Annotated in this window: 11 protein-coding genes; 6 read left to right on the top strand and 5 right to left on the bottom strand. The window is 72.0% G+C overall.

Annotation, left to right across the window (positions count from 1 at the left end; all coding sequences use genetic code 11):
* The first annotated feature begins 80 nt into the window (after positions 1–80).
* Complete coding sequence (locus tag M4486_RS15285; RefSeq protein ID WP_249478142.1) at positions 81–1,256, top strand: Gfo/Idh/MocA family protein; 1,176 nt, start codon at positions 81–83, stop codon at positions 1,254–1,256.
* 111 nt (positions 1,257–1,367) lie between these two features.
* Complete coding sequence (locus M4486_RS15280) at positions 1,368–2,459, top strand: Gfo/Idh/MocA family protein (protein ID WP_249478141.1); 1,092 nt, start codon at positions 1,368–1,370, stop codon at positions 2,457–2,459.
* Between the two features lie 94 nt (positions 2,460–2,553).
* On the opposite strand, the gene M4486_RS15275 is transcribed toward M4486_RS15280, so the two are convergent.
* The 5 genes from M4486_RS15275 to M4486_RS15255 form a co-directional block, all read right to left on the bottom strand.
* The gene (locus M4486_RS15275) at positions 2,554–3,774 is read right to left on the bottom strand and encodes an MFS transporter (protein WP_249478140.1); all 1,221 of its coding nucleotides are present in this window, start codon (positions 3,772–3,774) and stop codon (positions 2,554–2,556) included.
* Positions 3,775–3,956: 182 nt separating this feature from the next.
* Positions 3,957–4,757, bottom strand: a complete 801-nt coding sequence (locus tag M4486_RS15270; protein WP_249478139.1) for a maleylpyruvate isomerase family mycothiol-dependent enzyme — start codon at positions 4,755–4,757, stop codon at positions 3,957–3,959.
* Complete coding sequence (locus tag M4486_RS15265) at positions 4,754–5,653, bottom strand: fumarylacetoacetate hydrolase family protein (RefSeq protein ID WP_249478138.1); 900 nt, start codon at positions 5,651–5,653, stop codon at positions 4,754–4,756. The genes M4486_RS15270 and M4486_RS15265 overlap by 4 nt, the downstream gene beginning before the upstream one ends.
* The gene (locus tag M4486_RS15260; protein WP_249481156.1) at positions 5,650–6,717 is read right to left on the bottom strand and encodes a cupin domain-containing protein; all 1,068 of its coding nucleotides are present in this window, start codon (positions 6,715–6,717) and stop codon (positions 5,650–5,652) included. The genes M4486_RS15265 and M4486_RS15260 overlap by 4 nt, the downstream gene beginning before the upstream one ends.
* Before the next feature lie 77 nt (positions 6,718–6,794).
* Positions 6,795–8,132: an FAD-dependent monooxygenase gene (locus M4486_RS15255; RefSeq protein WP_249478137.1), complete on the bottom strand. Its 1,338-nt coding sequence runs from the start codon at positions 8,130–8,132 to the stop codon at positions 6,795–6,797.
* 189 nt (positions 8,133–8,321) lie between these two features.
* On the opposite strand from M4486_RS15255, the gene M4486_RS15250 reads away from it, so the two are divergent.
* From M4486_RS15250 to M4486_RS15235, 4 genes are all read left to right on the top strand, one after another.
* A complete protein-coding gene (locus tag M4486_RS15250; RefSeq protein ID WP_249478136.1) occupies positions 8,322–9,095 on the top strand; it encodes an IclR family transcriptional regulator in 774 nt (257 codons plus the stop codon).
* A gap of 136 nt (positions 9,096–9,231) precedes the next feature.
* The gene (locus tag M4486_RS15245; RefSeq protein WP_249478135.1) at positions 9,232–10,188 is read left to right on the top strand and encodes a fumarylacetoacetate hydrolase family protein; all 957 of its coding nucleotides are present in this window, start codon (positions 9,232–9,234) and stop codon (positions 10,186–10,188) included.
* Positions 10,185–10,946, top strand: coding sequence for an SDR family NAD(P)-dependent oxidoreductase (locus M4486_RS15240; RefSeq protein ID WP_249478134.1), 762 nt, complete (start codon positions 10,185–10,187; stop codon positions 10,944–10,946). Before M4486_RS15245 ends, M4486_RS15240 begins: the two co-directional genes overlap by 4 nt.
* 1 nt (position 10,947) lies before the next feature.
* The gene (locus M4486_RS15235; RefSeq protein ID WP_249478133.1) at positions 10,948–11,673 is read left to right on the top strand and encodes a FadR/GntR family transcriptional regulator; all 726 of its coding nucleotides are present in this window, start codon (positions 10,948–10,950) and stop codon (positions 11,671–11,673) included.
* The last annotated feature ends 3 nt before the right edge of the window (positions 11,674–11,676 follow it).

Raw genomic sequence — 11,676 nt, 5'->3', positions numbered from 1 at the left:
CGGCATCCGCCCACGTCGCCCGGCGTGACGCGGGACACTGGAAGGCACGTCCGTCCACCTCCGGAAGGCACATCCCCGACATGTTCTCCGTCGGCATCATCGGCACCGGCGCCATCTCCGACGCCCACATCAACGCGTACCTCGAGCTCGCCGAGGAGTTCCCCGACCTGCGCATCGTCGCCCTGGCGGATCTGGACCTCGCGGGGCCGACGGCCAAGCGCGAGGCCTTCGGGCTCGAGGACGCCCGCGTCTACGACGACGTCGCGGCGATGCTCGAGGCCGAGGACCTGGACCTGGTCTCCGTCACCACTCCCCCGTCGGCCCATGCGCCGCTCGCGATCCAGGTGCTCGAGGCGGGCGTGAACGCCGTGGTCGAGAAGCCCATGGCCACCTCCCTCGAGGAGTGCGACGCGATGCTCGCCGCGCAGCGCGCGAGCGGGAAGATCCTCTCGACGATCGCGCAGAACCGCTTCCGCGACGAGATGGCCCGGCTGAAGGCGGTGCTGGACTCGGGGAAGATCGGCCCGCTCTCGCACGCGCGCATCGCCTCCGAGTGGTGGCGCGGGCACTCCTACTACGACCTGTGGTGGCGCGGCACGTGGGCCTCCGAGGGCGGCGGTCCGACGCTGAACCACGCCATCCACCACATCGACATCGCCGTCTGGCTGCTGGGTCGTCCGCTCGCCGTGAGCGCGATGATGACCAATGCCCAGCACGACAACGCCGAGGTCGAGGACCTGTCGATCGCGATCCTGCAGTACGAGCGCAGCCTCGCCGAGCTCACCAGCTCCGTGGTCCACCACGGCCAGAAGCAGGAGATCTCGCTGCAGGGTGCGCGCGCCCGCGTCTCCCAGCCCTGGGAGCCCGCGGCCGAGGTCGCCCGCCCCAACGGCTTCCCCGAGCAGGGCGGCGACGTCGAGACGGTCGCCGAGCTCGAGGAGTTCGCGGCCTCGCTCCCACCGCTGCCCCGGACCGGGCATCCCGCGCAGCTGGCCGACGTCGTGGCCGCCGTGCGCGAGGGCCGCGATCCGCTCGTGACCGGGCAGGACGGACGCAACGCCGTCGAGCTCGTGACCGCGGTCTACGAGTCCGCGATCGAGCGGCGCGTCGTCGACCTGCCGATCAGCCCGGAGGACCCGTACTACCGCTCGGGCACCCTCGTGGAGCGCGCCCCGCACTTCCACGAGAAGACCGGGTCGGTCGCCACCCAGGACGGGTACATGCCCGTCGGCCTCCCCGACGCCGCACAGGCCTGACCGGCCGCTGCGCAGCAGCGCATCCTCGCTGCCCGCCCGGGTCGCCTCGCCCGTCGTCCGCACCTGACACACCCACAGCCGTCCGCTTCCTCGAAAGGAACCCCACGCATCATGGCCGTCTCCGAAGGCGCGAACTACGCCCCCGCTCCGATGCCGAAGCCCGTCGTCTCCCCCGGTGAGTTCACCTTCGCCGCGATGCACCTGGACCACGGCCACATCACCGCCATGTGCGAGGGCCTCATCGGCGCCGGCGGCACCCTGAAGTGGGTCTACGACACCCAGCCCGAGCGCGCCGCCGCCTTCGCCGAGCACTTCGAGGGCGTCCAGCTCGCCGAGTCCGAGGAGCAGATCCTCGAGGACCCCGAGGTGCTCCTCGTCGCCGCCGCCGCGGTCCCCGCCGACCGCGCCGATCTCGGCATCCGCGTCATGGACGCGGGCAAGGACTACTTCACCGACAAGACCCCGCTGACCACCTTCGACCAGCTCGAGCGCGCCCGCGCCGCCGTCGAGCGCACCGGCAGGAAGTACGCCTGCTACTTCTCCGAGCGCATCCACGTGGAGGCCGCCGTCCTGGCCGGACAGCTCATCGACCGCGGCGCCATCGGCCAGGTCATCCAGGTCCTGGGCATGGGTCCCCACCGCCTCGGCGACCCCGACTCCCGCCCCGACTGGTTCTACGAGCGCGCCCGCTACGGCGGCATCCTCACCGACATCGGCTCCCACAACTTCGAGCAGATGCTCACCTTCACGGGCTCCGAGAACGCCGAGATCCTCTCCTCCTCCATCGGCAACTTCGACCACGCCGACCACCCCGAGCTCGACGACTTCGGCGACGCCCACGTCGCCCTGTCCTCCGGCGCCTCCGGCTACGTGCGCGTGGACTGGTTCACCCCCGACGGGCTGCGCACCTGGGGCGACGGCCGCACCCTCATCCTCGGCACCGAGGGCTACATCGAGCTGCGCAAGTACGTCGACGTCACCACCGACAACGGCCCCGGCCAGGTCCTCCTGGTCGACGGCGAGGGCGAGCACCGCATCGAGGCCACCGGTCAGGTCGGCTACCCCTTCTTCGGCGACCTCATCCTCGACGTCCTGCACCGCACCGAGAACGCCATGACCCAGGACCACGTGTTCACCTCCGTCGAGCTCGCGCTCACGGCCCAGGACCAGGCGCGCGTGCTGAAGGCAGCACCCGGGGCCTGAGGCACCGAACCACCGGTCCGACCACCCGCGTCGACCCGGTGGATGACGAGCGGCGGGCGGCAGGGCATCGCGCCCGTGCCGCCCGCCGCATCGGTCACCTGGCGACGGCCTCCTTCACGAGCTCGTCCTGGACGTGAGCGGCCTTCGCCCCGTGCACGCCCCAGATCACCGCCAGCAGCACCGCGGCCGCCATCGCGCAGGAGCCGAAGAACAGGAAGTTCGACGCCGGGGCCCCGTTCGACGCCCCCAGCAGCAGACCGCCGATCTGCGGCGCCGCCACGGCACCGATCCGCCCCACGCCGAGCGCCCACCCCAGCGCGGTTCCCCGCAGCTGATCGGGGTAGTAGCTGGTCACCGCCGCGATGACGAGGCACTGCGTGCCGTGGGAGCCGATGCCGGCGAGCACCAGGATCACGTAGATCGCGCCCGATCCGGGCTCGGTGAGCAGGAGCAGGAGGCCGATCCCGCCGAGCGCCGCGGCGAAGGCACCCACCGGTACGGGACCGAAGCGATCACCGAGGACGGCCGTGATGACGGATCCCGCCACGGCGCCGAGGTTGAGCGCGAGGGCGAACAGCAGCGGCTGGCTGAGGTCGAAGGTGCCCGCCTTCAGCATCAGGGTGGGCAACCACGTCCCCAAGCCGTACCAGGTGGTCAGCGTCACCAGGGTGGCCGCTGCGAACAGCAGGGAGATCGCGAGGAACGGCGGACGCAGCAGGACCGAGAAGCCGGTGCTCACGCCCGGGGCGGTCTCAGCAGAGCCGGAGTGCCGGGGGATCGTGACCACGGCGAGCGGCACCAGCACCACCAGCCCGACGAGGGCGATCACGAACATCCAGCGCCAGGACGCGTGGGCGAGGATCGGGATGCCCAGCAGTGAGGCGACGGAGCCGCCGATGGGGACGCCCGACATCATCAGCGTCGCCACCGCGGCCCTCCAGCGGCGGGGCACGTACTCGGCGGCCAGCGAGTTCGCCGCGGGCACCAGGCCGCCCAGGCCGAGACCCGCGAACAGCCGGAAGAGTCCGAAGACCTGCCAGCTGGGCGAGAGCGCACACAGGAAGCTGAACACCGAGAGCACGATGCCGCAGCCGATGATGGCCTTCTTCCGCCCGATCGAGTCGGACAGGCGACCGGCGACCACGGCGCCGATCATCATGCCGAGGAACGCGAGGGAGCCGACGGATCCGGCGAGGGCGGGGCTCATCCCCCACTCCTCGATGAGGCGCGGTTGGACGGTGCCGTAGACGATGAGGTCGTAGCCGTCGAACAGGACGAACAGCCAGGCGACGATGACCGGCAGGAATCTCTTCATGACATGCCCTTCCGGGGCAGGGTGCACGAGGCACGGGGAGATGGGGCGGCGCGCACGGCGCCGGCACGGCGACGGCCCATGGGACAGGGCGGCATCGCCGTGGGATATGGGGCCGTCCCCGCCGCGCGCCTCGGTGCGCGCGGCAGGGGTCGGGTCAGGACCAGCAGGTCAGGACCAGCGGGTCAGAACCAGCGGGGCAGGACGGGCAGCAGGTCCGGGTCTTCGTCGTCGACAGCGGCGCCGTCGACCGCGAGGCGCCGGGCACCGCGCCCGGCGAGCCAGCGTGCGAGGTCGGCCGCGGCCCCGGTGACCTCGGTCCCGCCCTGGCCGAGCGTGAGGGGCTCGGCCCTGTCGGTGGGCCGCAGCACCAGGTCGGGCGTCTCGTCACGGCGGGTCCACATCCGCTGGACATCGGCGATGATCTCGTCGATGACGTCGGCCGGGACGTCGAGGAAGGACCCCGAGGCATCGAGGTCGACGGCGTGGACCCACACCTCGCGGGTGCGCATCCACGCGGTCTCGCGGACGGCGACCGTGCGGCCCTGGGCGGTGACGACCTCGTGCTCCCACTGGCCCTCCTCGAGGTCGCGCCATTCGACGTTCAGGTGCACCTCGGCATGGGCGAACAGGTTGCGCAGTGCACGGGCGGGGAGGGTCGAGCCGCGCTCGATCTCCCGGCCCCGCTGCGCGGTGGACCGGTACATGGGGGTCTCGACCCCCGTGCGCGCCCACTCCACGAGGCGGGTGAGGGCGCGGGCGTTGTAGCCCACGTGGGCCACCACGTGCGCCCTGGTCCAGCCCTCCATGAGGCTCGGCTCGTACAGCTCGTCATCGGTGAGGCGGTTCAGCACCCGCGCGAAGTACGCGGTGCCGCTGCGCGCCCAGGCGAGCTCGCGGGACGGGGCGTCGGAGGAGTCGTAGCGCGCTCCCGATCCCAGCCTCTCGCGCAGGGCGGCGCGCGCCTCCTCCTCGGTGGTGCTCATGACGTCGCCGCTCCGGCGCCCTCCGCGCTCGCCGGGGCCTCTGCGCTCGCCGTCGCCTCGGGCACCTCCTCGGCGACGGTGCGGTTGCGCAGCTCGCCGATCCCGTCGATCCGCACGGTGACCTCCTGGCCGGGGCGCAGGAACACCTGCGGGTCGCGGGCGTTGCCCACGCCGCCGGGGGTGCCCGAGATGATGACATCGCCTGGGTTCAGCGGGATCACGGTCGAGATGTACTCGACGAGGTCGACGGGCCCGAAGACGAGGTCGTGGATGTCTCCGCGCTGCATCTCCTCGCCGTCGACGAGGGTGACGAGCCGGGCATCCGCCGGGATCTCGTCGGGCGTGGCGAGCACGGGCCCCAGGGGGGTCGAGTCCGCCCAGATCTTGCCCTGCAGCCACTCACGGGTGCGGAACTGCCAGTCGCGCATCGACACGTCGTTGCAGATCGAGTAGCCCGCGATGGCCGCGCGGGCCTCCTCGCCGCGGGCGCGCCGCACGCTGCTGCCGATGACGACGGCGAGCTCGCCCTCCCAGTCGATCCTGTCGGACTCGGGCGGCAGCACGATGTCGTCCCGGGCTCCGAGCAGGCACTCGTCGTACTTGGCGAAGAGGGTGGGGGCCTCGGGCAGGTCCCGCTTCATCTCGAGGATATGGGCCCGGTAGTTCAGGCCCACGCAGATGATCTTCCCGGGCCGTGTCACCACGGGAGCGAGCTCGACCTCGTCCAGACGGTGGCGAGCGCCCGTGGCCAGGGACTCCGCGTCGGCGACGCCTCCGCGGCGCAGCAGCGCCCCGACGTCCTCGGTCCGGTCGAGCTCGATGACCTCCTCTCCGTCGACGAGGGCGGCCGTGGTGCCGGACGCGGTGCCGGCGGTGCGGATGGTGGTGAGCTTCATCGTGCGTTCCCTTCGATATGGGTGCGGTGGAAGTTCAGACGCTCCATGATCGGGGCGTCCGAGAAGCGGAAGAGGTCGAACTGCGACTCGGCCTCGAGGGACCAGGGGACCCAGGACGGGACGACGAACAGGTCGCCCTTCTCGAGCACGGTGCGCTCGCCGTCGAGGACGACGGCGCCCGCGCCCTCGAACACCTGGAAGACGCTCGACCCGACTTCGCGCAGGGTCGCGGTGCGCACGCCGGGGCGCAGGCGGTGGAACTCGGCCCGGATCGTGGACATGACGTCGCCGCCGGTGGTCGGGTTCATGAAGCGGATGGCGGCGTGGCCCTGCTCGACGGTCGCGGGCTGGCCCTCGTCCTCGAGCAGCAGCTGGTCGGTGAGCGCCCGATCGGTGTGCTCCCAGCGGTAGGCGCCGATCGGCGAGCTCACGGTGTCCTGCAGAGCGCTCAGCGGCCGCAGCCCCGGATGGCACCACAGGCGCTCGGAGCGCGAGAAGTCGGGAGTCGCGTAGTCGGTCACGCGCTCGGAGCCGAACTCGAAGAAGCCGACGTCCATCTGCTGGGAGAACGGGATGTCCAGACCGTCGATCCATGCCATGGGCCGGTCGGTCTCGTTGTGGTGGCCGTGGAAGTGCCAGCCGGGCGTGAGCAGGAAGTCGCCGCGGCTCATCCGCACGGGGTCGCCGTTGACGACGGTCCACACGCCCTCGCCCTCGACGACGAAGCGGAAGGCGTTCTGCGAATGGCGGTGCTCGGGCGCGGTCTCCTTCGGCCCCAGGTACTGGATCGCAGCCCAGAGCGTCGGGGAGATGTAGGCGTTGCCGCCGAGTCCGGGGTTGGCCAGGCCGATGGCGCGGCGCTCCCCTCCCCGTCCCACGGGCACGAGGTCCCCGGAGCGGCGGGCGAGCGGGTACAGCCGGTCCCACTTCCACACGTGCGGGACCGCTTGCGGCTTCGGGCTGAAGGGCATGAGGTCGTCGCGCTGGGTCCACAGCGGGAGCAGGTGCTCCCGCTCGAATCCTTCGTAGAGCTCGCGCAGCTCGGGACTGTCGTCGGGCTCCATGTCGTTCTCGGGCTCGTGCTCGAGCTCCTCGTCGTCGAACGCGGAGGCGCTCTCGGGGGCGGTGGTGCTCATGGTGCTCACTTCCTCGTGGTCACGGGTGTCGGGTGGAGGTCGCGGGGGCGGACGACGGGAGTCGCCTCGGCCGACGGGGCTGCGGCGGAGCCGGGCGACGTCGCGCTCCCGTCGGCAGCGGCGACGATCCCCTCCGTCCGGACCGGCCCGTAGAGCCAGTCGACGATGTCGTAGTCGAACCGGTCGTGGGAGCGCCAGGCGTGGTCGCGGACCATGACGGCGCCGGCCGAGCGCACGTGCCACATCTCGCCCCAGGCGCGGGAGGCGGTCTGGACCCGGGAGGCGGCGGCCACGCGCTCCTCGTCGTAGGCGCCGAGGGCGGCCTGGACCTGTGCGGGCGTCCAGGTCTCCGAGTCGGCGAGCGGCGCGAGGTGCGCGGCGAGGCTCGCCCCGTCCAGGAGGGACTGCCCGGCGCCCTGGGCGAGGTACTGCAGGGTGGCGTGGGCGGCGTCGCCGAGCAGGGCGACCCGGCCCTGGACGTAGGTGTCCAGCGGATCGCGGTCGACCATCGGCCAGCCGCGCGCCATCCCGAGCTCACGGGGCGCGCGCACCACGGAGGGGTGCAGACCGGTCTCCGAGCTGAAGCGCTCGAGCAGCTCCTCGGGCTTCCCCCAGTCGAGCTCGCCGCGCGCATGGGCGGGCGATTCGAACACGGCGACCTGGTTGAACTCCTTCGCATCGCGCAGGGGGTACTGCACGAGGTGCAGGCCGGGCCCCATCCACACGGTGACGGATTCGAGGTCGAGGTCGGGGTCGACCGCGTCGATCGGGATGGTCCCGCGGTAGGCGACGAAACCGGTGGGCTGCAGGGCGTCGTCCACGAAGAGGCGACGCATGCGCGAGTGCATGCCATCGGCCCCCAGCACGATCTGGGCCTCGTAGCGGCTGCCGTCCTCGGTGATCGCGGCCACGCCGTCCGCGCGGTCCTCGACCCGGACGACCTTGCGATCGTTCTCGAGGGTCACGTTCCCCGTGGCGAGCGCCGCCCGCACCAGACCCTCCAGCAGGTCGCCGCGGTGCATGACGAGGTAGCGCGAGCCGTAGCGGCGCTCCATGTCCTCGCAGTCCAGATGGTTGAGCTCCTCCCCGGAGACGGCGTTGCGGAACACCAGGCGGCGGGGGAACACGGCGTTCGGGGCGATGTCCTCGAGCACGCCCTCGTCGCGGAGCATGCGGGTGATGTTCGGGCCGAGCTGGAGGCCGAAGCCTCCCTCGGCGAAGGCCGGCTCGCGCTCCAGCAGATGGACGCGGATGCCGCGGCGGCCCAGCATCAGTGCGGCGCCGATGCCGCCGATGCCGCCGCCGACGATGAGCACCTGGGGCGCGGTGTGCGTCGTGGTCATGGATCTCCTCCTCGAATGGCCGTGGCGAATCCCGCTGCGCTTCCCTGCTCAGCGGTCCGATGAGCGCTCTCCCGCAAGGGCGGACGCCCGGCCCCGCCGCCCCCTCTTCGGAGCTGTGACGGGTGCCACGACGGGTATGACCGTAGGCAGACCGTTCCTCTATGCGCAAACATGTCGTACGCTCTTTCTGTGGAGCAGAATCTTCAGAGAGCGGACCCGTATCGGATCGAGGCCGTGGACCGCGCACTGCGGCTGCTGACGCTGCTGACGGAGAGGTCGCAGCTGTCGGTCACCGAGGCCGCGCACTTCCTCGAGGTCGCGCCGTCGACGGCTCACCGGCTGCTGACGACCCTGGCCGGCCGCGGCTTCGCCGCCCAGGGCGAGAAGCGGCTCTACCGGACCGGCCCGGCGCTGCTCGCCGCCGGCGCCGCCACCCGTTCGGTCCCCGCGATCACCGCTCGCCTGCACCCCCTCCTCCAGGACGTGCACGACGAGGTCGGCGAGACCGTCCACCTGCAGATCCTGGTCGGTGCCGACGCCCAGTTCGTCGACGGGATCGAGGGCCGGCAGGCGCTGCGGGTGGGACTGCGCACGGGCACCCGGATCCCCGCCTACTGCACCTCGGGCGGGAAGGCGATGCTCGCCGCGCTCCCCGACCCCACGATCGAGGCCCTGCACTCGGGCGGACTGCGCCCCTGGCCCTCGCGACGGATCTCGACGCTGCGCGAGCTCTCCGCCGAGATCGCGGCGGTGCGCGACCGGGGATACGGACTGAACACCGAGGAGTCGGAGGCCGGCGTCACCGCACTCGGCGTCGCGGTCCGCCTCGGCGGGGAGGACCCCGTCGCCTCTATCAGCGTCGCCACACCCACCACCCGCATGGACGAGAGCGCCCGACGGCACGCCGTCGAGCGCCTGCGCCGCGCACGGGACGACGCCGAGAGGGCGCTCCGCGGGGAGTGAGGCCACACGCCCGCGAGGCGGCCGCGCGCCGCGCACTCTCCCCCGTCTCCGTCCCTGGCAGGCGATTCCTCGAGCAAACATCGGATGTCTGAGGTAGCCTGCGAGCGTAGTCCAGACCATCGAAGGAGACAGCTCCGTGAAGTTCTTCGCCCATGGCTCCGCAGGCGCCGAGAGTCTCGCCGTCGAAGCTGGCGGCACGACCTATGACCTCTCTCCTCTGACCGGCGACGCGCATGCCGTGACGCGAGACTTCCTCGAGAACGGTGGCATCGCCCGCGCCGCCCGCGCGATCGCCGACGGCTCGCTGCCCGCACTCGATACCCCCGTCGACGCCCCGACGCCCCAGAACCGGGTGGAGGAAGCACGCTGCGGCGCCCCGCTCGCGCCGGGGAAGATCCTCTGCATCGGGCTGAACTACCGCGATCACGCCGCCGAGACGAATGCGGAGATCCCCCCGGAGCCGATCGTCTTCATGAAGGCCCCGGACACCGTCGTCGGCCCCTATGACGACGTGCTGATCCCGCGCGACTCCGTGAAGACCGATTGGGAGGTCGAGCTGGGCGTCGTCATCGGCAGCACGCTGCGCTGCGCGTCCTCGCCCGAGGAGGCGCTCGCCGCCATCGCCGGGTACACGATCAGCAACGACGTCTCCGAGCGCGAGTTCCAGATCGAGCGCGGCGGCACCTGGGACAAGGGCAAGAACTGCGAGACCTTCAACCCGATGGGCCCCTACCTCGTCACGGCCGACGAGATCGCCGACGTCCAGGACCTCTCCCTCACCCTCTCGGTGAACGGCCAGGTCCGCCAGGACGGCACCACGGCCGACCAGATCTTCGGCGTCGGCGAGGTCCTCGCCTACCTCTCGCGCTTCATGACCCTCTACCCCGGCGACCTCGTGAACACCGGCACGCCGGCGGGCGTCGCCATGGGCCTGCCCGGCCAGCCGTACCTGCGCGACGGCGACGTCGTCGAGCTCGCCATCGAGGGCCTGGGCAGCCAGCGCCAGACCTTCCGCGACGCCCCCGCCCCCACCGCGCCTGCCCCGGCGTCCGGCGCGGCGTCCGCCACCACCGAGAAGGAGACCGGCCGATGAGTCCCACGAACCCCTATGAGGGCCTGAGGATCCTGGTCACCGGTGGCTGCTCCGGCATCGGCCGGGCGACGTCGGCGCGCTTCCTGGAGCTCGGCGCGCACGTCGCCGTCCTCGACCTCTCGCCGACGGGCGCGCCCGAGGGCGCGACCGTCCACGTGGTCGACCTCGGCGACAGGGCGGCGACGGGCACCGCGGTCGACGCCGCCGCCGAGTCCCTGGGCGGGCTCGACGTGGTCGTGAACAACGCGGGGGTGAGCGCCGTGGGCGACGTGACCGCGAACGACGACGAGGAGTGGGCGCGCGTGCTCAGCGTGAACGTCACCGCAATGGCGCGGGTGACCGCCGCCGCGCTCCCCCACCTGCGCCGCTCCGCGCATGCGGCCGTCGTCAACATGTCCTCGATCGCGGCGACCGCGGGGCTTCAGGAGCGGGTGCTCTACTCGGCGACCAAGGGCGCCGTGCAGGCGATGACCTTCGCGATGGCCACCGACCACGTGCGCGAGGGCGTCCGCGTGAACTGCGTGAACCCGGGGACGGTCGCGACCGAGTTCGTGGATCGCATGGTCCAGAACTTCCCCGATCCCGTGGCCGAGCGGGCGGCGCTCGACGCCCGCCAGCCGACGGGCCGCATGGTCACCCCGCAGGAGGTCGCCGAGTCCGTGGTCTTCCTCGCGAGCCCGCTGAACTCCTCGACCACGGGCACCTCGCTCGCGGTCGACGGCGGCATGAGCGGCCTGCGCACGCGGCCGGTGGACTGAGATGGCCTCGGCAGTCAGCGACAAGGCGATCTCCGCCATCAAGCAGATGGTGGTCGACGGGCAGCTCAGGCCCGGCGACCGCCTGCCCACCGAGAAGGAGCTCGCCGAGACGATCGGCGTCTCCCGCAACTCCCTGCGCGAGGCCGTGAAGGCGCTCTCGGTGATCCGCGTGCTGGACGTCCGCCAGGGCGACGGCACGTACGTCACCGCGCTCGAGCCCGAGCAGCTGCTGGAGTCCCTCTCCTTCGTGCTGGACCTGCACCAGGACTCCTCGCACCTCGAGATCCTCGAGCTGCGGCGTCTGATGGAGCCCATCGCGGTCGAGCAGGCCGCCCCGCACCTGACCGATGAGGACTTCGCCCGGCTCGACGAGATGCTCGCCCAGCTGAACGCGGACTCGGGCATCGAGGCGCTGGTGGCCTCCGACATCGCCTTCCACCGGCTCATCAACCACCGCTGCCCGAACGCGTACCTGAGCACGCTGCTCGATTCGCTCGCGAGCTCGACCTCGCGGGCGCGCGTGTGGCGCGGGCTCACGGACTCCGAGGCCGTCGAGCGGACGCTCGCCGAGCACTCGCGGATCCTCGAGGCGCTGCGCGCAGGTCGGGCCGACCTCGCCCGCGCCTATGCGACCTCCCACGTCGCGGGCGTCGAGTCCTGGCTGATCCGGCAGGGGATGCCCGAGGACGCGGCGGCCGAGGGGACGGACCCGGCGACGGGGGCGTGACCG

Source organism: Brachybacterium kimchii (assembly GCF_023373525.1).
Taxonomy (GTDB): domain Bacteria; phylum Actinomycetota; class Actinomycetes; order Actinomycetales; family Dermabacteraceae; genus Brachybacterium; species Brachybacterium kimchii.
The sequence above is the reverse complement of the archived record's forward strand: the minus strand, read 5'-3'. Positions and strand labels throughout refer to the sequence as shown.

Coding starts and splice junctions, on each gene's coding strand:
- M4486_RS15235 (WP_249478133.1), top strand. CDS start 10,948: ATGGCCTCGGCAGTCAGCGACAAGGCGATCTCCGCCATCAAGCAGATG.
- M4486_RS15285 (WP_249478142.1), top strand. CDS start 81: ATGTTCTCCGTCGGCATCATCGGCACCGGCGCCATCTCCGACGCCCAC.
- M4486_RS15255 (WP_249478137.1), bottom strand. CDS start 8,132: ATGACCACGACGCACACCGCGCCCCAGGTGCTCATCGTCGGCGGCGGC.
- M4486_RS15280 (WP_249478141.1), top strand. CDS start 1,368: ATGGCCGTCTCCGAAGGCGCGAACTACGCCCCCGCTCCGATGCCGAAG.
- M4486_RS15270 (WP_249478139.1), bottom strand. CDS start 4,757: ATGAGCACCACCGAGGAGGAGGCGCGCGCCGCCCTGCGCGAGAGGCTG.
- M4486_RS15260 (WP_249481156.1), bottom strand. CDS start 6,717: ATGGAGCCCGACGACAGTCCCGAGCTGCGCGAGCTCTACGAAGGATTC.
- M4486_RS15240 (WP_249478134.1), top strand. CDS start 10,185: ATGAGTCCCACGAACCCCTATGAGGGCCTGAGGATCCTGGTCACCGGT.
- M4486_RS15275 (WP_249478140.1), bottom strand. CDS start 3,774: ATGAAGAGATTCCTGCCGGTCATCGTCGCCTGGCTGTTCGTCCTGTTC.
- M4486_RS15265 (WP_249478138.1), bottom strand. CDS start 5,653: ATGAAGCTCACCACCATCCGCACCGCCGGCACCGCGTCCGGCACCACG.